Origin of the sequence: Rhodococcus sp. BP-332 (assembly GCF_019836065.1) — a bacterium.
Lineage (GTDB): Bacteria > Actinomycetota > Actinomycetes > Mycobacteriales > Mycobacteriaceae > Rhodococcoides.
On the sequence record NZ_JABUEC010000001.1, the window covers coordinates 130,800 to 153,739 of the forward strand.

Consider the following 22,940-nt stretch of genomic DNA (forward strand, 5'->3'; position numbering starts at 1 on the left):
ATAGGCCGGTCAGTCGCCCTCGAGCTCGCCTTCGCTCTCGAGGTAGGCCGCACGGAGGTCCGCGAGCACTGCCGGGTCCGGTTCCGCCCACATGCCGCGTTCCACGGCCTCGAGCAGTCGCTCGGAGATTCCGTGCAGCGCCCAGGGATTGGACGTCGACATGAACTTCCGATTGGTCTCGTCGAGGACGTACTCCTGCGTGAGCTTCTCGTACATCCAGTCCTGCACGACTCCCGTGGTGGCGTCGTACCCGAACAGGTAGTCGACCGTCGCGGCCATCTCGAATGCGCCCTTGTACCCGTGCCGCCGCATCGCGTCCATCCAGCGCGGGTTGACGACGCGCGCACGGAACACGCGGGACGTTTCCTCGTGCAGCGTGCGGGTGCGCACCGATTCCGGGCGGGTGCTGTCGCCGATGTATGCCTCGGGAGACGTTCCGGTGAGCGCACGCACGGTCGCCACCATGCCGCCGTGGTACTGGAAGTAGTCGTCGGAGTCGGCGATGTCGTGCTCGCGGGTGTCGGTGTTCTTCGCCGCCACCGCGATGCGCCGGTAGGACGAACGCATGTCGTCCGCTGCCGGGACGCCGTTCAGTCCGCGGCCGTACGCGAAGCCGCCCCACGTCGTGTAGACCTGCGCCAGATCCTCGTCACTGCGCCAGCTCTTGCTGTCGATCAACTGCAGCAGTCCGGCGCCGTACGTTCCGGGCTTGGATCCGAAGATGCGGGTGGTGGCTCGGCGGTCGTCGCCGTGCTCCGCGAGATCGGCCTGTGCGTGCGCACGCACGTAGTTCTGCTCGTCGGTCTCGTCCAGGCCAGCGACCATGCGGACTGCGTCGTCCATCATCGCGAGCACGTGCGGGAACGCGTCGCGGAAGAAGCCGGAGATGCGGACCGTCACGTCGATACGCGGCCGTTTCAGCTCGTCCAGAGCGATCGGTTCGAGGTGCGTGACGCGGCGCGACGCCTCGTCCCACACGGGCAGCACGCCGAGCAGTGCGAACACCTCGGCCACGTCGTCACCCGAGGTACGCATGGCGCTGGTCCCCCACACCGACAACCCGACAGAGCGCGGGTACTCGCCGTGATCCTGCAGGTAGCGGGCCACGAGCGACTCGGCCATCGCCTGGCCGGTCTCCCACGCGAGCCGCGACGGCACCGCCTTGGGGTCGACCGAGTAGAAGTTGCGGCCGGTCGGCAGCACATTGATGAGTCCACGCAGCGGCGACCCGCTGGGGCCGGCCGGGATGAATCCGCCGTTCAGCGCATGCAGCACACGGTCGATCTCCTGGTCGGTCCCGCGCAGACGGGGAACCACCTCGGTGGCCGCGAAGCGGAGGATCTCGGCGACCGTGTCGGGCAGTCCCGCGGCGATGCCGTCGACGGCGTCCACCGACCAGTCGGCGCGGTGCAGTGCCGCAACGAGACCACGTGCCTGCTCCTCTACGGCATCGACCGACGTACGGGCCTCGTCGCCGTCCTCGCTGAGACCCAATGCTTCCCGCAGACCCGGAACGGTGCGCTCCCCACCCCACATCTGACGGGCCCGCAGCATGGCCAGCACGAGGTCGACCTCCGCCTCACCGCGCGGAGCCTGCCCGAGGACGTGGAGCCCGTCGCGGATCTGCACGTCCTTGATCTCGCACAGCCAGCCGTCGACGTGCAGCAGCATGTCGTCGAACACCTCTTCGTCGGGGCGTTCCTCCAGGCCGAGGTCCTTGTGCATCTGGGCCGCGGTCATGAGCGTCCAGATCTGCTGACGGATTGCCGGCAGCTTTGCCGGGTCCAGAGTCGAGATGTTCGAGTGCTCGTCGAGCAACTGCTCGAGGCGGGTGATGTCGCCGTAGCTCTCGGCGCGGGCCATCGGCGGGATGAGGTGGTCGACGAGAGTCGCGTGCGCGCGGCGCTTGGCCTGTGTCCCCTCGCCCGGGTCGTTGACCAGGAACGGGTAGATCAGTGGCAGATCGCCCAACGCGGCGTCGGTGCCGCACGAGGCGGACATGCCGAGAGTCTTGCCGGGCAACCACTCGAGGTTGCCGTGCTTGCCGAGGTGCACGACGGCGTCCGCGGCGAAACCGCCGTCCTCTTCCGGGGCCGCGAGCCAGCGGTAGGCGGCGAGGTAGTGGTGGCTGGGGGGAAGATCCGGATCGTGGTAGATCGCCACGGGGTTCTCGCCGAACCCGCGAGGCGGTTGCACCATGAGGACGACGTTGGAGAACCGCAGTGCGGCGATGACGATCTCGCCCTCCGGATCCGCCGAACGGTCGACGTACAGCTCGCCCGGTGCCTCGCCCCAGTGTTCGACGACGCCGGATCGCAGGTCCTCCGGCAGCGTGTCGAACCAGCGTCGGTAGCGCGCGGCCGAGATTCGGATGGGGTTGCCCTCGAGCTGCTCGGCGGTGAGCCAATCGGCGTCCTGCCCACCGGCGGCGATGAGCGCGTGGATGAGGGCGTCGCCGTCCTGCGCGGCGAGGCCGGGCACCGCGTCGTCACCGTCGACGGGTCCGATGTCGTAGCCCAACTCGCGCATCCGCGTCAGCAGACCGATCGCCGACGCCGGGGTGTCGAGTCCGACGGCGTTGCCGATGCGGGCGTGCTTGGTCGGGTACGCGGACAGCATCAGCGCAATGCGCTTGTCGGCTGCGGGAATTCGGCGCAGTCGAGCATGCCGGACCGCGATGCCGGCGACACGCGCACAGCGCTCGTGGTCGGGTACGTACGTGCTGAGGCCGTCGGCGTCGATCTCCTTGAACGAGAACGGCACCGTGATGATGCGACCGTCGAACTCGGGCACCGCGACCTGGGTCGCGACGTCCAGCGGGGACATGCCGTCGTCGTTCGCGTCCCACATCGCGCGGGAGCTGGTGAGGCACAGGCCCTGCAGGATCGGCACGTCGAGCGCGGCGAGCTCGGCGACGTCCCAGGCCTCGTCGTCGCCGCCGGCGCCCACGTTGGCGGGACGGGTTCCGCCGGCCGCGAGCACGGTGACCACCATGGAGTCGGCTTCGCGCAACGCCTCGAGCAGTTCGGGTTCCGCGCTGCGCAGCGACGCACAGTAGATCGGGAGCGCGCGGGCGCCCTTCGCCTCGATGGCGTCGCACAGGGAATGGATGTAGTCGACGTTGCCCGCGAGGTGCTGGGCTCGGTAGTACAGGACGGCGATCGTGGGCTCTGCCCCCGTGCGCCTTTCGCGTACCTCTGGATGCGCAAAAGGCGCACGGGTGCGCAGCACACCCCACGTCGGGAGATGGGCGGGCGGCTCGAATCCGTGACCGGTGAGCAGAACGGTGTCCGACAGGAACCACGACAGCTCGCGGAGGTTGTCCGCGCCGCCCTCGGCCAGGTACTGGTGCGCCTGCGCTGCCACATTCGCCGGAACCGTCGACAGTTCCATCAGCTCGGCATCAGGAGCCTGCTCGCCGCCCAGCATGACCACCGGAACGGGGCCGCGGAGCACCGCGTCGATACCGCTCTCCCACATCCGGCGCCCGCCGAGAATGCGCACGACCACCAGGTCGACACCGTCCATGAGCGTCGGCAGATCGGCGTCGACGAGGATGCGGGACGGGTTGGCCCAGCGGTACTCGGCGCCGGAGGCACGTGCGCTCAGCAGGTCGGTGTCGGATGTCGAGAGCAGCAAGATCACGGTGGTGGAGCCTTCCCTGGGGTTTTCGCGCCCCGTCGGCGTCGGTGTGCACCCCAGGTCTGACTTCTCCGGAGACGCTGGAGTCACAGTGGCGCGACCGCGCCGGAGTCTCACCGGCTTCCGGGGTGCTTCGCGATGATCGTACGTCGTAGCCTGGACTGCATGAGTGATGCCGGGGACAGGACCAGACGGGACGCCTGCCCCGGGGCGCTCCAACTGCACGAGGCGAAGGACGGCTTGCTGGCTCGGGTGCGTCTGCCCGGCGGCGCGCTCAGCGCCGAGCAGATGGGTGTGCTCGCGGCGGCGTCGACAGATTTGTCCGACGGTGAGTTGGTGCTCACCTCCCGGGGGAACGTCCAGCTCCGCGCGGTACGCGATCCCGACGACCTGGCCGACCGGCTCGCGGCCGCGGGACTTCTGCCGTCGGAGACCCACGAGCGGGTCCGCAACATCCTGGCGTCGCCACTCTCGGGTCGTCTCGGCGGAACGGCCGACGTCCGCGACCTGGTGTCCTCGCTGGACACCTCGCTCACGAGTGATCCTGAGCTGGCCGACCTGCCGGGTCGGGTGCTCTTCTCGGTCGACGACGGCCGCGGCGATGTGACGGGTTTCGGCGCCGACATCGGCGTCCACGCCGTCGACGAGGACGCCTTCGCCCTCATCCTCGCGGGCGCCGACAGCGGCGTCCGGGTCCCGCGGGCCGACGCGGTCGCGGTGATGCTCGACGCGGCACGCGGGTTCCGCCGCGAGCGGCAGGGGCACTGGCGCATCGCGGAGATGCCGAACGGCGTGGAGGCTGTGCTCGGTCACGTCGATCACGCTGTCGGCGACCACCCTCGGGTCGCCGTCGAGACGTCGGTGGAGCCGCCGATCGGATGGTTCGTGCAGGACGACGCCACCGTCGCGCTCGGTGCCGCACTCGCCCACGGCGTGCTGCCGGCCCGCACCGCCCTCTTCCTCGCGGCGGTCGAGAAGCCGATCCACGTCACGCCGTGGCGCGGCATCGTGCTCCTCGATCTCGACGAGGGCGTCGCCGAGCAGGTCGTGCGAGTGTTGGCCCCGATGGGCCTGATCTTCGACGCGGAGTCACCGTGGGTGCGGGCCAGCTCGTGCGTCGGCTCTCCCGGCTGCGCGAAGTCGCACTCCGACGTGCGCGCCGATCTCGACGCCGCCGTGGAGAACGGCGAGGTGGGCGACGGCCGGGAGCACTGGGTCGGGTGTGAGCGCCGATGTGGCCGACCCCGCGGTGAGGTCACCGACGTGGTCGCGACCGAGAGCGGTTACCAGCGCTCCTGAGCCGCCTGCATCCGATCAGGAGCCCGGTGCGGTCACGATCAGGTAGTACAGCGTGGCACCGATAGCCAGTATCTGTTGGCCCGGGAAGGCGTAGTTGTCGACCAGCCAGTGGCCGGCGAGGTCGAACAGATCGCTCGGAAACATGGTTCGGCTCCGTTCTCGTCGACGACCCCGCGGTCGTTCGTCTCGGCAACGTTACGGACGATGCAGCGCGACCGGAACAGACCGAGCGTCACGATTCGGTGTCGATCCGTGGTGCCTCTCCCCCGTGCCGCGGCGCCGGACCCTGGCCGACCGCGGCGCGTCATCGCTCCCTATCGTGGAGCCATGCACGACTACATTCGCGACGGCGACGAGATCTACCGGCGCTCCTTCGCGACCATTCGCGAGGAAGCCGATCTGTCGGCCTTCTCCGACGATGTGGCCCAGGTCGTCGTGCGCATGATCCATGCCTGCGGCGAGGTGAATCTCGCACAGTCGATCGCGTCCACACCCGACGTCGTGGCCAAGGGTCGCGCGGCACTCCGCGCCGGGGCCCCGGTGCTGTGCGACGCGACGATGGTCGCGTCCGGCATCACCCGTCGACGGCTCCCGGCCGACAACGAGGTGATCTGCACCCTCAACGCACCGGACGTCCCGGAGATGGCGCGCGAGCGCGGCACCACCAGAACGGCCGCAGCGGTAGATCTGTGGGTCGACCACCTCGACGGCGCCGTCGTCGCGATCGGCAACGCACCCACCGCACTGTTCCGGCTCATGGAGTTGATCCAGCAGGGCGCTCCGCGCCCGTCCGCGATCCTGGGTGGGCCCGTGGGCTTCATCGGCGCCGCGGAGTCGAAGGACGATCTCGTCGCCTCCGGTCTCGGCCTCGACCACCTGCTCGTCCTCGGCCGCCGCGGTGGCAGCGCCATCGCCGCAGCCGCCGTCAATGCCATTGCGACGGAACGCGAATGATCGGCAAGCTCTGGGGTGTCGGTATCGGCCCGGGTGATCCGGAGCTGGTGACGGTCAAAGCCGCGCGGGTCATCACCGCCGCCGACGTCGTCGCCTTCCACAGCGCCCGGCACGGCAAGAGCATCTCGCGCCGCACCGCGGAGCCGTACCTGCGCGAGGGGCAGATCGAGGAACACCTGGTCTACCCGGTGACCACCGAGGGCACCGACCATCCCGGCGGGTACGACGGCGCGCTCGCGGACTTCTACGTCGAAGCGTCCGAACGTCTGGCGGCGCACCTCGAGGCCGGGCGCTCGGTCGCGCTGCTCGCCGCCGGCGACCCGATGTTCTACAGCTCGTATCAGCACATGCACGTTCGTCTCGCGCACCGCTTCGACACCGAGGTGATCCCCGGCGTCACGTCGGTCAGTGCCGCGTCCGCGGCGGTGGGGGAACCGCTCGTCGAGGGCGATGAGGTCCTGACGATCCTGCCGGGAACCCTGCCTCGCGCCGAGCTCACCCGGCGACTGAAGGACACCGACTCCGCCGCGATCCTGAAGCTGGGCCGCACGTATCCCGCTGTGCGCGAAGCCTTGCGCGACAGCGGCATGATCGACCGCGCCCGCTACGTCGAGCGCGCGAGCACCACCGGCGAACGCGTTCTCGCCGCCGACGACGCGACGGACGTTCCGTACTTCTCCATCGCCGTGGTCTCGAGCCCGTCCTACGTGGTCACCGAACCCGCTGCGTCGGGCGAGGTCGTCGTCGTCGGACTCGGGCCCGGCTCCGCCGAGTGGACCACGCCGGAGGTGCGCGATGAACTGCTCCGCGCCACCGATCTCGTGGGCTACACCACCTACATCGACCGGGTGCCCGTTCGAGCGGGCCAGCGTCGACACGCGAGTGACAACCGAGTCGAATCGGAACGTGCCGAGATGGCACTCGATCTCGCGTCTCGCGGCGGTCGGGTCGTCGTCGTGTCCTCCGGCGATCCCGGCGTGTTCGCCATGGCCGCAGCGGTTCTCGAAGTGGCGGCGCAGGACCGATGGCGCCACGTTCCCGTGCGCGTCTGCCCCGGGGTCACGGCCGCCAACGCGGTCGCGAGCCGCGTCGGCGCTCCCCTGGGCCACGACTACGCCGTTCTGTCCCTGTCCGATCGCCTCAAGCCGTGGGACGTGGTCGAGCGCCGCATCCGCGCGATCGCGGCGGCCGACATGGCGTTGGCCGTCTACAACCCGGCCTCGCGCTCGCGGACCTGGCAGGTGGAGGCGCTCAAGACGCTCGTGCTCGAGCACCGTGGCCCGGACACTCCCGTCGTCGTGGGCCGCGACGTCTCGGGACCCGAGGAATCGGTGACCGTCGTCCGGCTCGGGGATCTCGACCCGGCCACGATCGACATGCGCTGTCTGCTCATCGTCGGAGCGTCCACCACGACGGTCGATCACACCGCGGACGGCCCGCGGGTGTTCACGTCACGGCGTTACGACACCGTCGATCCCATCGCCCGCGTCGGGAGCGGCGCGGGGAGTGCGTCGCTTCAGTAACCAGGTCACGCACTTGTCGGCAGTCGGCACCACGGGCACGTCGTCCTGAACGGGCGGCCGTTCCACCATGACGACGGGGATGCCGCGCTCGCGGGCGGCCTGAAGCTTGGCCGACGTGAGCTTACCGCCGCTGTTCTTGCTCACCACCACGTCGATGCGGTGCTCGTCCAACAGCTCGCGCTCGCCCTCGAGGTCGAACGGCCCGCGTGACTCCAGAATGCTCGAGTGCGCGGGGACCTCGCCCTCGGGCGGATCGATGCACCGCACGATGAAGTGCCGGTCGTCCAGGGACGCGAAGTGGTGCACGCCCTGTCGGCCGATGGTGAGCAGGACGCGGGCGAGAGCGGGTCGGTCGGCGAGTGCCTGCGCTGCCGCCGGCATCGACGGCACCGTGATCCAGTCGTCCTCGGCCAGCGGACTCCACGGCGCGCGACGCACCAGCACCAGCGGCACGTCGGCCGCCGTGCAGACCTCGACCGCGTGCGCCGTCATCGTCGCGGCGTAGGGATGCGTGGCGTCGACGACGTGCGTCACCTCGTGCTCCGCGATCCACTCGCGCAGACCGTCCACGCCACCGAAGCCGCCGATCCGCACCTCCCCCACCGGGAGCACGGGATCGGCCACTCGGCCGGCGAGCGAGGAGGTCACGGTGGTGCCGTGCAGTCCGTCCAGCTTGACCGCGAGCTGACGTGCTTCGGACGTGCCACCGAGAACCAGAACATGCATTGGGGCGACCTTACCGGCCCCGGACGGTCAGTGATCGAGCCGTCGCCGGGCCGCCGAGTACAAGAAGCTGTCCGGGAAGCCCTCGGCCGACAAGACGCGGCCCACGACCACGACCGCCGTCTTCACGATGCCCGCCGCCACCGTCGCGTCCGCGAGATCGGCCAGGGTGCCCCGCACGATCACCTCGTCCGCGCGGCTGGCGAAGGCCACCACCGCTGCGGGACAGTCGGATCCGTAGTGCGGCACGAGTTGCTCGGTGATGCTGTGGATCTGGCGCGCACCGAGATGAATGACCAGTGTCGCCCCGCTCCGTGCCAACGTGGGCAGATCCTCGCCGTCGGGCATGGCCGTCGACAACGTCGACACCCGCGTCAGCACCACGCTCTGCGAGATCCCGGGCACGGTGAGTTCGCGGCCCAGCGCGGCCGCAGCCGCGGCGAACGCCGGAACACCCGGCACGATCTCGTAGTCCACGCCCGCCGCGTCGAGCCGTCGCGCCTGCTCGGCGACGGCGCTGTACAGCGACGGATCGCCGGAGTGCACGCGGGCGACGTCGAGGCCGTCACCCCAGGCTGTGACGAGTTCGTCGACGATCGCGTCGAGCGTCATGCGAGCGGTGTTCACGACGCGGGCGTCTGCCGGGCAGGTGTCGAGCAGTTCGCGTGGCACCAACGACCCGGCGTACAGGCAGACCGGGCTCGACGCGATGATGCGGGCTGCGCGGACGGTCACGAGATCGGCTGCACCGGGTCCCGCGCCGACGAATCTGACGGTCACGCTGTCTCCTTCTCGTTCTTCGCGACGCTCCACTGCGTCACCGGCATCTGCGGACGCCACCCGGTGAATCCGCCGAGCGGTTCGCCGCGATGCACCTGCAGTCGTCGCAGCAGACCACCGTGCCGCTGATACCACTGCAGGAGAAGCGATTCCGACTCGGCGGTGACGGCATTGGCCACCAGCCGCCCACCCTCGGGCAGGGCGTCCCAGCAGGCGTCCATGACTCCGGGTTGGGTCGCGCCGCCCCCGACGAACACGGCGTCGGGTTCGGGCGCACCGGACAAGGAATCGGGTGCCGCGCCGCGGACGACGAGCGACGGAACGCCCAGGGCGACAGCATTGGTCCGGATAGTGGCGGATCTGGACTCGACGCGCTCGAACGCGATCGCGGAACATGCCGGATGCGTGCGCATCCATTCGATCGCGATGCTTCCCGACCCGCCGCCGACGTCCCACAGACGTTCACCCGGTGAGGGCGCGAGGGCGCTGAGAGTCAGCGCCCTGACCTCGCGTTTGGTCAGCTGACCGTCGCCCATGTAGAGCGCGTCGTCGAGTCCGGGTGCGCGCGAGACGGTGTGGCCCCGCACCTCGAGCGCAACGACGTTCAGTGAGTCGACGTCGCGCGCGTGCACCCAGTCGGTGACGGGCAGCGCACGCACCCGCTCGCGCGGTCCCCCGAGTTGCTCGAGCACGGACATGGCACTGGAGCCGAGGTCACGGCTCAGCAGCAGAGTCGCGAGTTCGGCTGCGGTGCTCTCGTTCTCGGCGAGCACGAGGACGCGGCGTCGGTGTGTCAGGGCGGGCAGTACGGTCTCGATCGGCCTGTTCACCAGGGACACCACCTCGACGTCGTGGAGCGCCCAGCCGAGACGGGCGCACGCGAGCGACGCCGACGACGGGTGCGGAAGGACGCGCACCGCATCAGCACCGAGGAGCCGCGTCAACGTCACGCCGATCCCGTGGAACATCGGGTCACCGCTCGCGAGCACGCATCGCCGCGTACCGGCATGCTCGTCCAGGAGACCGGTCAGGGCGGGCAGCATCGGGGTGGGCCACGCGATTCGCCGAGCCGCGGTGCCCGGCACCGCGTCGAGTTGGCGCTCGGAGCCGAACAGGACGTCCGCGGATTCGACGGCGTCACGGGAGGTCGGCGACAGCCCGGCCCACCCGTCGGCGCCCACGCCCACGACGTCGATCATCGCGGCATCCGGCGCCAGATCGGACGTGGGAGGACGCGCATCAGGGCGACGAGTAGGCGCAGACGGCCGGGCACCCACACGACGTCGGTCCGCGAGCTCAACGCGCGGACCACCGCGTCGGCCACCTGGCCGGGTGTGCTCGACATCGGTGCGGGAGACATCCCCTCGGTCATCCGGCCGATGACGAAACCCGGTCGGATCAGCAGCAACCGCACGCCGGTCCCGTGCAGCGCGTCGGCGAGACCGGACGCGAATCCGTCCAGTCCGGCCTTCGCCGACCCGTAGACGTAGTTCGCCCTGCGGACCCGAGCGCCGGCGACGGAGGAGAAGACGACGAGCCGGCCGGATCCCTGCTCGCGCAACGCCGTCGAGAGATGTGTCAGCATGCTGACCTGCGCCACGTAGTCCGTGTGGACGACGGCCACCGCGTGCGCCGCATCCGTCTCGGCGCGCGTCTGATCGCCGAGGATGCCGAAGGCCAGGACCGCCGTGTCGATCGGCCCGTGAGCCAGAACCGACGTCACGAGACCGTCGTGCGACGCCAGGTCGTCGGCGTCGAACTCGAGCGTCGTCACCCGACTCGCGCCGGCCGCGCGCACTCGATCCGACTCGGCGACCAGATCGTCGGACCGCCGGGCGGCGAGGACGACGTGGCGGCCGCGCGCGAGGCGCTCCGCGATCTCGAGACCGATGTCGCTGCGACCACCGAGGAGCAGCAGGATGCCGGTGCTCGACTGGTCGGGTGTGGTCAGGTCACGGCCGGCCGGTGGGTGGGTCACGGCGTCCAGTGTCCTCGATTATCGTGGCGGTCATGCCCGCCACCCCCTCCTCGCTGAACGCCGACGCCGGAACCTTCCTCACCGAGCGTCATCTGGCAACGCTGGCCACGAAGCGTCAGGACGGCACACCGCACGTGGTGGCGGTGGGATTCACGTGGGATCCGGAGGCAGGTCTGGCGCGAGTGATCACGCGGGACGGATCGCAGAAGGTGCGCAACGCCGAGCGCGGCGGCTACGGCGCCGTGACTCAGGTCGACGGGGCGCGATGGCTGACCCTCGAGGGGCCGGCACGCATCCTGCGCGAACCCGACGCCGTGCGTGATGCGGAGAACCGATACGCCCAGCGCTACCGGACGCCGCGGGAGAACCCGGAGCGCGTGGTCATCGAGATCACCGTCACCCGGGTGATGGGCTCCCAGTCGTTGCGGGACTGAGCAGTCGGGCGGCGGCCTCCGGGACGAGCCACCACCAGGTGTGCGTCGACCTCTGTCAGACCAGCCCGAGTTGGTGAGCGACAATGGCGGCCTGCACGCGATTGGTTGTGTCGAGCCGAAGGAAGATCGACGCGACGTGGGTCTTGATGGAGCTTTCAGCGAGGTGCAACTGATCGCCGATCTGTCTGTTCGTCAGTCCGTGTGCGAGGAGACGGAGAACATCCCGCTCACGGGACGTGAGCCGAGACCCCACATCCCTCACCTCAGTATTCGTGACGGTGTCGCGACACCTGATGTCGCTGACGAGCATCGACGCTATTCGAGGTGACAGGTAAGCGCCCCCGGTCGACGCGGCCCGGACCGCGACGACGAGTTCGTACGGGTCGGACGCCTTCAGGGGAAAACCTCGGACATCGGCGCGCAGAGCGGCGTCGACGTACTCGCGGTCATCGAAGGTGGTGAGGATGACTGCCGCAGTCACAGAATTGATGGTGTCGAGGGTGGCTGCCACCTCGAGCCCGTCCGGGGCCGGCATCCGTACATCGAGCAACGCGACATCCGGGGTGAGTTCCGCGATGAGACGGAGAGCGTCGGTCCCGTCTGCTGCTTCGCCGACCACCGCGATGTCGGAGGTGGTGTCGAGAATCGCTCGTACGCCGGCTCGTACGCCGGCGTCGTCGTCGGCGACGATCACAGTTGTCACGGTTCGACCGCCGAGGTCGAGACGATGGGGACGAGGGCATCGACGGTGGAGTGTCCGGTGTCGCGATCACGGCCGAACCCGATGGAGCCTCCCTCGTCGATCACCCGCCGGGCCAGCGTCGGGAGACCGGAGCTGGTGGCCGTGGGTGCTGGGGACCGGGTGGTCACCACGATCCGCCAGCGTCGAAGTACCGTGGTGACGGACACGTCCACCGGGTCCGTGGGTGCGTGCTTGTGGGAATTGGTGACGGCCTCCCTGATCACCGAGTGCGCGAGGGTGCCCTTGGTGCACACGACGCCCGGATCCACGTGTAGTTCGACGGGGGTGCCGGTGAGCCGCGCCTGGCGAACCATCTCCTCGACACTGGGCGCGGCCGAGAATGTCTCGGCGGCGGCGCCAGTGCTGTTGTCGCCGTGATGGTGGCGCAGTGTCGCGCGCAGCCGGTCGGTGGCGCCGGTTGCGTATTCACGGATCTGCGCGGCGGTGCCCCGGACGCTCGGTGGTTGCTGTTCGTCGATCTCGAGGGAACCGGCATGCAGCGCGATCACGGCGAGGTCGTGGCCCAGCGCGTCGTGCATGTGACGCAGCAGAGCGTCGCGTTCGGACAGGCGTGCCGACTCGATACGACGTCGGTGTCGATGGTCCCGGCGTCGGTGGCGTGCGCCCAGGCACCATGGGAGTGCGACGGTGACCAGGTACGTCACCCCGGCCGACACCGAGGTCGGGACGTCTCCGAGAACAGCCACGCCGCCCACCGCGGCAGCCAGGACACCGAGGCCGAGCTGCGACGGCCACGCCGCCGAGGGCCGCCCCAGGACGTACGCGACCGGGAATGGGACCACCCACCCCGCAGCAGCGAGAACATCAACACGTGATCCGCTGCTGATCAGAGCGCCGTGAATCATCGCGAGCGATCCCAGAATCACCAACGCGCACGCGCTGACTGCGGGGACCACACGACTCGACTGAAGACTCGTCATCGCCGGCATGTCCTTGCGGCGAACACGATGACGCCGCACGCGGCGGTGACCCCGATGACGAGCAGGCCGGCCGGGACGAGATGCGCGATCTCGATCCACCGCACCGATCGACCGCCGGTGACGAACTCGGTGAGACGCCGCGCGCTCAGCAGAACGACTAGGGGCACGAGCAGCCACGTCGAGCGCAGGAGTCGCCGCGGAACAGTGCTCGCGGCAGTACGGTGACGCCACCAGCGCACGCGTACGAGGCCGACGCAGAAGGCTGACAGGACGGTTGCGAGGGCAACGGCGACGATGCGATTGGCAGTCGTGAGGGTGTCGGTGACTGCGAACTCATCGGATCCGGTGCGTGCCGTGTGCGCGTGATCGAGTGCCTGCATCAGGGGGTAGGCCATGTCGACCATGGAAGCAGAGTTCATCAGTACGACGACAGCACTCTTGTCCTGTGAGCGTACGAGTTGGGCGGAGGTGGCTGTGAACAGGTTGCCGGAGTGCACACGGGCACCCGAATCGTCCTTCGACCAGCCCATCGCGTACTCCACACCTTCGGGCGGATTCTGCGCGGTCTCGAGCACCTTCGCCGGTATCACCTCCTGTGCCCCACCGAGCTGGGCGCGCATCCACAGGCCCATGTCGTGCGCCGTGCTCATCAGCCCACCGGACCCGGGACCGTATCCCCCGGGCTCGGCTGTGGTGAACCACCGACCGAGTAGTTCGTTCCATCCGCGTCCGGGATCCCCCGCGGGATCGATGAACGTCGTGGACGTCATCCCCAGCGGCGCGAGGATTCGCTCGTGCAGGACGTCGTCGAAGGCACGGCCGGTCACCCGTTCGATGACGGCGGCAGCCAGGTTGTAATTGACGTTGCAGTAGCGGAACTCCCGTCCCGGATCACTGTCGAGACGAGCCCCGTCGAGTCGTTCGACGAAGTCGGTGGAAGTGCGTGACCGAAGCAAGGATTCGACGTCGATCGACGTGTCGGTCAACCCTGATCGGTGCATGAGTAAGTGTCGCATCGTGATGGTCCGGAAGCGGGGATCGGCGAGCTGAAGTGTCGGAACGTAGGACACGACGGGGCGGTCGAGGTCCAAGGTGCCCTCATATGCCAGCAGCGCCGCGAGAGTTGCTGTGAACGCCTTGGTCAACGACGCGAGGCGCAACGGGGTGTCCGTGGTGAGGGGCTGCCCATCGACTCCGCGACCTCGAGCGACGACGTCGAGCCCGTCACTGTCGATCACCGCGACCGCCGCAGCAGGTGCATCCGTCTCGGCGAGATAGGTGCTCACGATGGACTCGGCCGACATCTGCGCATAGACCGTCGGTTGCGGCTGTGAGAACCACACGCCGACAGCGCCCGACACTAGAACCACCACCGGAAGGAGGAGCAAGCACCGGCGCGGCGCGAGACCGTCGGAAAGCGAAGATGACGTCATGCAACTAAGTCAAGACGGGCGAACCAGGCTGCCGCTTCCCCCATCAGTACCTGATCGCTGGAGCGCGCGGATTCGAACGACCCGATACAGGACCACGCTGCGACACGAGGTCTCGAACCGCGCGCCGGGGAGCGACGTGATCAGCTGACACTGGCGGAACCGGGTTTACTCATCGGCGTGCACAGCATCGTCAGATGGATCGCGGTAGTCATCTTCGCTTACGGCTGTGCTGTCCATCTAGTTCAACTCGTGAGCGGCGGATGGTCGACATATGCCGGGCTTCCCGGCCTTCTGGCTGCGTTTTTTGCAGCGCTTGTCGTTCTCGACGCAGCTGTTGCTGTAGCGATCGCCAAGAAGTCGAGAGCTGGATGGTTGTCGGGAGCGGCTCTCTTGGTCGTCGACTCGGTGGGCAATGCGGTTGCGAACTACCCGCCTCTCGATACCACCACGGGTATCACGACAGGCCGGATCGGACAAGCGCTCGTAACTGCACTCGCCGTGTGGATGATCGCTCTCACGCCGCGTATGATGCGTGCGTTCTCCGAGTCTGGTCGGCCGAGCCTGTGGTGATACCGGGCTCTCAGCTGATCAGTCTCGTGACCTGACGTCAGAAGCGGGACGCGTCGAGCAGTGACTCCGCGACCGAGGTGTCACCGAAGACGGTGAGCACGTCGAGTGGTCGACGACGGCAGAGCACCAGCAGCAGGTGCTCTGCCGTACCCCGCAGTGCCACATCGGCTTTCCCGTGCCCGCGCGCACTGGCGAGGCCGTCGGCCCCGAGCGTGAACGTCCACTCCAGGTCGTCCACGTCCGTGCCGTGCACGTGCACGGTGCGCCCGATCGACTCGGGCGTCAGGCGGTCGAGGAGCAGTCGGTGCGGATACTGCACCTCCGTCAGCTCGGCCACGGCGTCCGCGGCGGAGTCGGGATCGAGCGCCTCGGGCGCCACTCCCCCGGCGGCGCGCACGGCGTCGGCGGCGTCGATGCGATGCACGGCGACCTCGTGTGCCTGCCGTCGGAGCCACCACGCGGCCGTGCGCGCGCCGACGAACGTCTCCACGACCGCCTCGGGATCCGTCGACTCGAACGTGGCGACCATCGCCTCCAGCGACGATCGGTACGCGGGGAGACTGTCCGGGCCCTTGGGCAACGACTCGACCTGCTGCTTCGCCACCGCGCCCGTGTCCGCCCCCGGGCCCGCCAGGATCACCGCGTTCGCCCACCGGTGGACCTTGCCCGTGTGTCGGACCACGTGCTCGAGCGTCCATCCCGGCACGGTGGGTACCGGCGCCGTCAGCGCCTCGACAGGCATCGACGCGAGGCGGTCGCCCTCGCGTCGCAGTGTGGCGAGGAGGTCGAGGCTCATCGCACCGGAAGCACGGTCAGGCCGTGCGGCCGCGTGTTGACCGACTCGCAGCCCTCCGGAGTCACGATGACGATGTCCTCGATCCGGGCGCCCCACTCGCCGGTGAAGTACACCCCCGGCTCGATGCTGAACGCCATCCCCACCTCGAGCGGAATGTCGTTGCCCGCCACGATGTACGGCTCCTCGTGCACCGAGAGGCCTATGCCGTGCCCGGTGCGGTGCACGAAGACGTCGCCGTAGCCGGCGTCGACCAGGATGTCGCGTGCGGCGGCGTCGATCGATTCCGCGGTGACTCCGGGACGGACTGCATCGACGGCTGCCTGCTGCGCGCGCTCAAGGACCGCCATGGTCGCAGCGACCGAGTCCGACGGCTCGCCGATGCTGTAGGTCCGGGTGGAGTCCGAGTTGTAGCCCGGCTCGACGGGGCCACCGATGTCGATGACGACGACGTCGCCCTCCTCGATCACGCGCTCGGAGACCTCGTGGTGCGGGTCGGCGCCGTGCGGGCCCGAGCCGACGATGACGAACGCCGCCTCGGTGTGTCCCTCCTCGAGGATCGCGGCCGAGATGTCGGCAGCGACCTGCGCTTCGGTGCGCCCGGCCGCGAGGAACTCGCCCATGCGCGCGTGGACGCGGTCGATGGCGGCGCCCGCCGTGCGCAACGCGCCGATCTCCGCGTCGTCCTTGGTCATCCGGAGCTCGCGCAGGACCGCCGTCGCCAGGACGGGCATCGCGCCGAGCGCCTCGGTCAGCGGAACGAGATGCAGGGCGGGCATGGCGTCGGTGACAGCGGTCCGGGCCGGGCCGGGAAGCAGCGCCGCGACTGCCTGATGCGGATTCACGCCGTCGACCCAGTCCCGCAGCTCGATTCCCAGGTCGGCCGCGGCCGAGTCCTTCAACGCCGCCAGTTCGATGCGAGGCACCACCACCGACGCGGGCGTGCCGTCCGCCGGGACGACGAGGCAGGTCAGACGCTCGAACGACTCGGCGCGCGAGCCGAGCAGATAGCGCAGGTCGGGTCCGGGCGTGATCAGCAGCGCGTCGAGACCGGCCTCGGCAGCGAGAGCCGCCGCTCGGTCGAGGCGGGTGCGATACACGGAGGAGGGAAACCGAGACGTCATGACGCCAGGCTATCGACTCCGGTGCCGCCTACATGCGGCAGGATGTGGCGCATGACGGCCGAGAGCAGAGACACGGTACTTCTCCTCGATGCGGCGAGCCTGTGGTTCCGGGCCTTCCACGCGTTGCCCGAATCGATCACGGCGCCCGACGGTCGGCCGGTGAACGCGGTGCGTGGTTTCACCGACATGGTCGCGTCCCTCATCACGCGGACGGGTGCGTCCCGACTGGCCGTCTGCCTCGACCTCGACTGGCGTCCCACCTTCCGGGTCGATCTGGTGCCGTCCTACAAGGCGCATCGGGTGCTCACCGAGTCCGCTGCGGGCCCGGACGCGGAGGAGGCACCCGACGCACTGGGTCCGCAGGTGAACCTGATCCTGGAGATCCTCGAGGCCGCGGGCATCGCGACGGCCGGAGCGGAGGGTCTCGAGGCGGACGACGTGTTGGGAACCCTCGCCGCCACCGAGCGCGACGGCACCGTGGTGGTGGTCAGCGGAGACCGCGACCTGTTGCAGGTCGTCTCCGACGATCCGGTTCCGGTGCGTGTGCTCTACGCGGGACGCGGACTGGCGAAAGCCGAGCTGTTCGGCCCGACAGAAGTGGCCGAGAAGTACGGGGTGCCCGCGGACCGACCCGGGCCGGGCTACGCGGAACTCGCACTGCTGCGCGGTGATTCGTCCGACGGACTGCCCGGGGTGAAGGGCGTCGGGGAGAAGACCGCGGCGTCCCTCATGCAGAAGTTCGGCTCCCTCGAGGCGTTGCTCGCCGCCGCCGACTCGGGCGACCCCGAGATGTCGGCCGGGGTGCGCGCGAAGATCCAGAGCTCCCGCGACTACATCGACGCTGCACTCCCGGTGGTACGGGTGGTGACCGATGCGGACATCATCTGGTCGCGCCCCGACGTGCTGCCGCACGAGCCCGTCGATCCGGAACGCCTCGCGGCGCTCGCCGAGGAACTCGGCGTGCAGAACTCCGTCGGCCGCCTTCTCACCGCGATGGCGCGGTGAGCTACTGGGGCCGGCCGACCTCGTAGGTGCCCTGGTCGTCCTTGACGGTCACCGTCACCGAGCGCGCCTCACCGTCCACCGTCAGGTCGCAGGAGAAGGTCGTGTTCGCCTCCACCTTCTGGCCCGACGGGCAGGACACCGCGGAGACGTCGATCGCGCCGTAGGACTCCGTCACGATCTTGGCCACCCCGCTCTGCACCGCGGAGTTGTCCAGGGTGTCGCCGCCCAGCGACGTGGCCGCGTAGATCCCACCCGCCACGACGATCGCGGCGATGACGACGCCGCCCACGATGAACGGCACCTTCGACTGCTTCTGCGCCGGCGCGGCGTTCCACTGCTGGTTGCCCTGCGGGTAACCCGGCTGTCCGTAGGGCTGCTGGCCGTACTGGGGCTGTTGGCCGTAGGGCTGTTGGCCGTAAGGCTGCTGGCCGTACTGGGGCTGCTGGCCATAAGGCTGTTGGCCGTACCGGGGCTGCTGGCCGTAAGGCTGCTGCCCGTACTGGGGTTGCTGACCGTAGGCCTGCTGGTCGTAGCCCGGCTGCTGACCATAGGGCTGTTGACCATAGGGCTGCTGACCGTAGGGCTGTTGACCGTAGGCCTGCTGGTCGTAGCCCGGCTGCTGTCCGCTCGGGTACTGGCTGGTGGGCGTGTCCTCACCGGCCGAAGAACGGTCGTCGGGGTTGTACGGGCCGCTCATCATCGCCTCCGGTGGGTGCCTGTGGTGACTGCTGTGACTGTGGAGACCATCATGCGGCATCGACGGCGACGACTCCGCGCCGTATCGCCGAGATCGCCTTCGTGGCGGTCGCGGTGACCTCGTCGTCGGGGGACGCCGAGCGGATCTGGTCGAGCAGATCGATGACCTGGCGGCACCACCGTACGAAGTCCCCGCCGGACAGGGCGCGGCCGTGCTGACCCGCGGCGAACAGCACGTCCTCGAGCGACTCCTTGCGAGCCCACTTGTAGACGGCCACCGCGAACCCGGTGTCGGGTTCCCGCGTCGGAGGCAGCTTCAGTCGGATCTCGTCCGCGCGGAGCTCGTGCCACGCGGCGACGGTGCGGGTCAACGCGTGTCGGATGTTCCCGGTCGGACCCTGCTCCGCGCTCTCACCCTCCTGGCGCGACTCGTACACGACGGTCGAGACCACGGCGGCGAGCTCGGCCGGCCCGAGGCCTCGCCAGATTCCCTCGGCGAGGCACTCCGCGACCAGCAGGTCCGACTCCGAGTACAGACGTCCGAGCTTGGCTCCACGGTCGGTGACCGCGACCTCGCCGTCAGGACCGGCGGCCAGATAGCCGCGCTCGGTGAGCAGCGCCAGGATGCGATCGAAGGTACGGGCCAACGAGTTGGTGGTCGCGGCGACCTTCTGCTTCATCGCATCGGTGTCACGTTCGAGCCGGCTGTACTTCTCGGCCAGCCGGGCGAGATGCTCACGATCCGGCCAGGTGTGGCACGGATGCGAGCGGACGGCGCGGCGCAGCACTCCGAGCTCGCGATCGTCGCCTGCCGACGACTGCCGGCGCCGACCGCGTCCCGGCGCGCTGATCCCCGTTCCCCGGAGCGCGGACGCCAGGTCCCGACGGGTCTGCGCCGTGCGGTGATCGACGTGGCGGGGAAGGCGCATGTGGCCGAGAGCCGACACCGGTGTGGGGAAGTCCGCCGACGACACGCGCCCCGCCCACTTGTCCTCGGTGAGCACCAGAGGCCGCGGGTCCACCGAGTTCGCGTCGGTCTCCAGGACGACAGCCAGTCCCGAGCGTCGACCGGACGGGATGGAGATGACGTCGCCGCGCCGCAGCGACACCAGCGACGTGACGGCATCGTTGCGACGATCCGTGCGGCCCTGACGCTCGAGCTCGCGTTCGCGCTCCTTGAGGCGCGCGCGCAGGGCGGTGTACTCGACGTAGGGCGAGTCCTCGCCGCCCAACTTGCCGAGCAACTCGCGCCGAGCCACGGCGTTCTTCTCGATACCGCGCACCAACCCGACGACGGACGCATCGGCCTGGTACTGCGCGAACGACCGTTCGAGCAGCATCCGGGACGCGTCGACACCCATCCGGTCGACCAGGTTCACCGCCATGTTGTACGACGGGCGGAACGAACTCCGCAGGGGGAACGTACGGGTGGAGGCCAACCCGGCCACCTCGGTCGGCTCGACACCCGACTGCCACAGCACCACCGCGTGACCCTCGACGTCGATACCGCGACGACCGGCGCGGCCGGTGAGTTGCGTGTACTCCCCCGCCGACAGGTTGGCGTGCGCCTCACCGTTGAACTTCACGAGGCGCTCGAGCACCACCGTCCGCGCCGGCATGTTGATGCCGAGGGCGAGGGTCTCCGTCGCGAAGACCGCGCGGACCAGACCGCGGACGAACAGTTCCTCGACCGTGTGCCGGAACACCGGCAGCATCCCGGCGTGATGCGCGGCGATGCCCCGCTCGAGGGCGTCGCGCCACTCCCAGTAGCCGAGCACCTCGAGGTCGCTGCGCGGGATCTCGGCGGTGTGGCGTTCGACGACCTCGGTGATCTCGCGCGCCTGCTCCTCGGAGGTCAGCCGCAGTCCCGATCGAAGACACTGATCGACGGCGCCGTCGCACCCGGCGCGGCTGAAGATGAACGTGATGGCGGGAAGCAACCCCTCCTCGTCGAGGAGCTTGATGACGTCGGGCCGCGGGATCGGACGAGATTCCGGCCGGCCGGGGCGGCCACCGGACCGACCCGACCGCGGGCCACGGCCGCGTGGGGCCTCCCAGGCGCCCATGCGCTCGGCCTGCACTCGTTCCTTGACGTACCGGACGAGGTTCTTGTCCACGACCACGCCGCCCGGAGCACCGTTGTTCGCCTCGACGTCGAAGAGGTCGAACAGGCGGCGACCGACGAGGATGTGCTGCCACAGCGGAACCGGGCGGGTCTCGTCGACGACGACGGTGGTGTTGCCCCGCACCGTCTCCATCCAGGCGCCGAACTCCTCGGCGTTGCTCACCGTCGCCGACAGGCTGACGAGCCGGACGTCCTCGGACAGGTGCAGGATGACCTCCTCCCACACGGCGCCGCGGAACCGGTCGGCGAGGTAGTGCACCTCGTCCATCACCACGTGCGAGAGTCCGCGCAGCGCAGGCGATTCCGCGTACAGCATGTTGCGGAGCACCTCGGTGGTCATGATGACGATCGGTGCGTCCGAGTTGATGCTCTGGTCACCGGTCAGCAGGCCGACGTAGCCCTTGCCGTAACGCGCGACGAGCTCGGCGTACTTCTGGTTGCTCAGTGCCTTGATGGGGGTGGTGTAGAAACACTTCGCGCCGCTGGTGAGTGCGAGGTGGACGGCGAACTCGCCGACGACGGTCTTGCCGGCTCCGGTCGGCGCGCACACCAGCACGCCGTGCCCGTCCTCGAGGGCCGAGCAGGCACGGATCTGGAAGGGATCGAGCGGGAACGGAAGCGACGCCGCGAACTCGGTCAGCTTCGGCCCGTCCACGAGTCGAGTCCGGATGTCGCCGGTGTTCTGCTGCCCGCTGTGATTGGCCACGACTCCAGATTAGAGGGTGTCCGCCGATGGGGGTCACTCAGACAGCGTGGGCAACTCAGAGAGTGTCGGAGTAGTCGGCGTCAGCGTCGTGACGCACCGGGACGGGCCTGCCGACCGGGGCGGCCGAGGTGTCGAGAGGCGACGCCTCGTCATCGGAGACGTTCCCCCACTCCTCGGTCTCGCGCCGTGCACGCCGTCGATCGTTGACGCGCGCGATCTGGATGGCGAACTCGACGAGGATGCTCAGCGCGAGCGCCAGCGCGGTCATCGAGAAGGGGTCACCGCCGGGCGTGACGACGGCGGCGAAGGCGAACATCGCGAAGATGAGCCCGCGACGCCAGCCGCGGAGCTTCTCGTACTTCAGGACGCCGACGGCGTTGAGCGCGACGATCAAAAGCGGGATCTCGAAGCTGACGCCGAAGATGACGAGCAGGTTGATGACGAAGCCGAAGTACTCGGCGCCACTGAGAGCGGTGACCTGGACGTTGTCGCCGATGGTCAGCAGGAAGTGCAGGGCCTTCGCGACGACGATGTAGGCGAGGACGGCGCCGGAGACGAAGAGCACGGCCGCCGCCGTGACGAACGAGATGGCGTAGCGCCGTTCCTGGCGGTAGAGGCCGGGCGTGATGAACGCCCACACCTGATAGAGCCAGATGGGGCAGGCGAGCACGACGCCCGCGGTGATGGCCACCTTGAACCGGAGCATGAACTGCTCGAACGGTCCGGTGGCGAGCAGCCGACACGTGCCGTCGTCGGTGAGCTCGGCACGACTCTCGGACGGGAGCGAGCAGTACGGCCCGCGGAGCAGGTCACCGAGCGACTCGATACCCAGCAGCGAGTGCGAGTACCAGAAGAACCCCACGATCGTGGTGAGGACGATGGCCAGCATCGACCACAGCAGACGCGTGCGGAGCTCGTAGAGATGCTCCACCAACGACATGGTGCCGTCGGGATTGACGCGACGCCTGCGCTGTCGCGGATCGAACGGTATGCGCACGGTGACTCTTCGCCTGTCGACTGCGGTGCCTGGACTGAAGACTGTGGTTCGCGGTGACGGGTGCCGAGGTTCGCACGCCGCAGCGGGCGCGAACCTCGGTCACCACCCACGAAACGGCCGAGGCGACATCGCCCCGACCGTGGTGCCTGCGAGTGTCAGGCCGAGCGCGGGTGCTGCTCGTGCGTCGGTTCGGTCGACGCGACGGTCGGGGTGACCGTGTTCGGGGACGGCAACTGCGACTGCGGTGCCGGCGCCGTGTTCGTGGTGGTGTCCGGCTTCTTGCCGTCGTTCTGCATCTCCTGCACTTCACTCTTGAAGATGCGCATCGAGCGTCCCAGGCCACGTGCGGCCTCGGGCAGCTTCTTCGATCCGAACAGCAGTACGAGCACGACGATCAGGACGATCCAGTGCCAGGGTTGTAACGCACCCATGAAAACCTCCCAGTTTCGGTGGATTCGATGCTACCGGACCCGAG

21 protein-coding genes and 1 riboswitch are annotated in these 22,940 nt (G+C 69.1%); of the genes, 6 read left to right on the forward strand and 15 right to left on the reverse strand.

Going from position 1 to position 22,940, the window contains the following annotated elements; all coding sequences use genetic code 11:
• Positions 1-9: 9 nt before the first annotated feature.
• Positions 10-3,645 (reverse strand): cobaltochelatase subunit CobN, encoded by a 3,636-nt coding sequence (cobN, locus tag HQ314_RS00595; protein ID WP_222648931.1) that lies wholly within the window; start codon positions 3,643-3,645, stop codon positions 10-12.
• 57 nt (positions 3,646-3,702) lie between these two features.
• Positions 3,703-3,767, reverse strand: a riboswitch (cobalamin riboswitch).
• A 40-nt stretch (positions 3,768-3,807) separates the two neighbouring features.
• Between cobN and cobG the strand changes: the two genes are divergently transcribed.
• Positions 3,808-4,941: a precorrin-3B synthase gene (cobG, locus tag HQ314_RS00600; RefSeq protein WP_222648933.1), complete on the forward strand. Its 1,134-nt coding sequence runs from the start codon at positions 3,808-3,810 to the stop codon at positions 4,939-4,941.
• A gap of 15 nt (positions 4,942-4,956) precedes the next feature.
• Here cobG and HQ314_RS21140 read toward each other — a convergent pair whose 3' ends face one another.
• Entirely contained in the window at positions 4,957-5,085 is a 129-nt protein-coding gene (locus tag HQ314_RS21140) for a hypothetical protein (protein WP_261775611.1), read from the reverse strand.
• 183 nt (positions 5,086-5,268) lie between these two features.
• Between HQ314_RS21140 and HQ314_RS00605 the strand changes: the two genes are divergently transcribed.
• Both HQ314_RS00605 and cobJ read left to right on the forward strand, forming a co-directional pair.
• Entirely contained in the window at positions 5,269-5,895 is a 627-nt protein-coding gene (locus HQ314_RS00605) for a precorrin-8X methylmutase (protein WP_056444549.1), read from the forward strand.
• Positions 5,892-7,418 (forward strand): precorrin-3B C(17)-methyltransferase, encoded by a 1,527-nt coding sequence (gene cobJ / locus HQ314_RS00610; RefSeq protein ID WP_222648935.1) that lies wholly within the window; start codon positions 5,892-5,894, stop codon positions 7,416-7,418. Before HQ314_RS00605 ends, cobJ begins: the two co-directional genes overlap by 4 nt.
• On the opposite strand, the gene HQ314_RS00615 is transcribed toward cobJ, so the two are convergent.
• Genes HQ314_RS00615 through HQ314_RS00630 form a run of 4 tightly spaced genes read right to left on the reverse strand, consistent with a single transcriptional unit; the run spans position 7,347 to position 10,899 of the window.
• A complete protein-coding gene (locus HQ314_RS00615) occupies positions 7,347-8,144 on the reverse strand; it encodes a cobalt-precorrin-6A reductase (protein WP_222648937.1) in 798 nt (265 codons plus the stop codon). The two genes, cobJ and HQ314_RS00615, sit on opposite strands and share 72 nt — an antisense overlap.
• Positions 8,145-8,171: 27 nt before the next feature.
• Positions 8,172-8,921: a precorrin-4 C(11)-methyltransferase gene (gene cobM, locus HQ314_RS00620; protein ID WP_222648939.1), complete on the reverse strand. Its 750-nt coding sequence runs from the start codon at positions 8,919-8,921 to the stop codon at positions 8,172-8,174.
• The gene (gene cbiE / locus HQ314_RS00625; protein ID WP_222648941.1) at positions 8,918-10,120 is read right to left on the reverse strand and encodes a precorrin-6y C5,15-methyltransferase (decarboxylating) subunit CbiE; all 1,203 of its coding nucleotides are present in this window, start codon (positions 10,118-10,120) and stop codon (positions 8,918-8,920) included. Before cbiE ends, cobM begins: the two co-directional genes overlap by 4 nt.
• Positions 10,117-10,899, reverse strand: a complete 783-nt coding sequence (locus HQ314_RS00630) for an SDR family NAD(P)-dependent oxidoreductase (protein ID WP_307108879.1) — start codon at positions 10,897-10,899, stop codon at positions 10,117-10,119. Before HQ314_RS00630 ends, cbiE begins: the two co-directional genes overlap by 4 nt.
• A 32-nt stretch (positions 10,900-10,931) precedes the next feature.
• Here HQ314_RS00630 and HQ314_RS00635 point away from each other — a divergent pair, with 32 nt between their 5' ends.
• Positions 10,932-11,333: a PPOX class F420-dependent oxidoreductase gene (locus HQ314_RS00635; RefSeq protein ID WP_056444561.1), complete on the forward strand. Its 402-nt coding sequence runs from the start codon at positions 10,932-10,934 to the stop codon at positions 11,331-11,333.
• Positions 11,334-11,388: 55 nt separating this feature from the next.
• Here HQ314_RS00635 and HQ314_RS21610 read toward each other — a convergent pair whose 3' ends face one another.
• The 3 genes from HQ314_RS21610 to HQ314_RS00650 are packed head-to-tail and all read right to left on the reverse strand — an operon-like array spanning position 11,389 to position 14,359.
• Positions 11,389-12,036, reverse strand: a complete 648-nt coding sequence (locus HQ314_RS21610; RefSeq protein ID WP_222648943.1) for a response regulator transcription factor — start codon at positions 12,034-12,036, stop codon at positions 11,389-11,391.
• A complete protein-coding gene (locus tag HQ314_RS00645; protein WP_222648945.1) occupies positions 12,033-13,016 on the reverse strand; it encodes a sensor histidine kinase in 984 nt (327 codons plus the stop codon). Before HQ314_RS00645 ends, HQ314_RS21610 begins: the two co-directional genes overlap by 4 nt.
• Positions 13,013-14,359, reverse strand: coding sequence for a serine hydrolase (locus HQ314_RS00650; protein ID WP_222648949.1), 1,347 nt, complete (start codon positions 14,357-14,359; stop codon positions 13,013-13,015). Before HQ314_RS00650 ends, HQ314_RS00645 begins: the two co-directional genes overlap by 4 nt.
• A gap of 267 nt (positions 14,360-14,626) precedes the next feature.
• Here HQ314_RS00650 and HQ314_RS00655 point away from each other — a divergent pair, with 267 nt between their 5' ends.
• The gene (locus HQ314_RS00655; protein WP_222648952.1) at positions 14,627-15,019 is read left to right on the forward strand and encodes a hypothetical protein; all 393 of its coding nucleotides are present in this window, start codon (positions 14,627-14,629) and stop codon (positions 15,017-15,019) included.
• A 37-nt stretch (positions 15,020-15,056) separates the two neighbouring features.
• Here the strand turns inward: HQ314_RS00655 and HQ314_RS00660 are convergent, their stop codons facing one another.
• Both HQ314_RS00660 and HQ314_RS00665 read right to left on the reverse strand, forming a co-directional pair.
• A complete protein-coding gene (locus tag HQ314_RS00660; protein ID WP_222648956.1) occupies positions 15,057-15,815 on the reverse strand; it encodes a maleylpyruvate isomerase family mycothiol-dependent enzyme in 759 nt (252 codons plus the stop codon).
• Positions 15,812-16,936, reverse strand: a complete 1,125-nt coding sequence (locus tag HQ314_RS00665) for a Xaa-Pro peptidase family protein (RefSeq protein WP_222648959.1) — start codon at positions 16,934-16,936, stop codon at positions 15,812-15,814. The genes HQ314_RS00660 and HQ314_RS00665 overlap by 4 nt, the downstream gene beginning before the upstream one ends.
• A gap of 42 nt (positions 16,937-16,978) precedes the next feature.
• Between HQ314_RS00665 and HQ314_RS00670 the strand changes: the two genes are divergently transcribed.
• The gene (locus tag HQ314_RS00670) at positions 16,979-17,941 is read left to right on the forward strand and encodes a 5'-3' exonuclease (protein WP_222648962.1); all 963 of its coding nucleotides are present in this window, start codon (positions 16,979-16,981) and stop codon (positions 17,939-17,941) included.
• Position 17,942: 1 nt separating this feature from the next.
• Here the strand turns inward: HQ314_RS00670 and HQ314_RS00675 are convergent, their stop codons facing one another.
• The 4 genes from HQ314_RS00675 to tatA form a co-directional block, all read right to left on the reverse strand.
• Positions 17,943-18,698, reverse strand: coding sequence for a DUF4333 domain-containing protein (locus HQ314_RS00675; protein WP_261781320.1), 756 nt, complete (start codon positions 18,696-18,698; stop codon positions 17,943-17,945).
• The gene (locus HQ314_RS00680) at positions 18,688-21,417 is read right to left on the reverse strand and encodes an RNA helicase (protein WP_056445154.1); all 2,730 of its coding nucleotides are present in this window, start codon (positions 21,415-21,417) and stop codon (positions 18,688-18,690) included. The genes HQ314_RS00675 and HQ314_RS00680 overlap by 11 nt, the downstream gene beginning before the upstream one ends.
• Positions 21,418-21,523: 106 nt before the next feature.
• A complete protein-coding gene (gene tatC / locus HQ314_RS00685; protein ID WP_056444573.1) occupies positions 21,524-22,465 on the reverse strand; it encodes a twin-arginine translocase subunit TatC in 942 nt (313 codons plus the stop codon).
• Positions 22,466-22,620: 155 nt separating this feature from the next.
• Entirely contained in the window at positions 22,621-22,896 is a 276-nt protein-coding gene (gene tatA / locus HQ314_RS00690) for a Sec-independent protein translocase subunit TatA (protein WP_027505364.1), read from the reverse strand.
• Positions 22,897-22,940 lie beyond the last annotated feature (44 nt).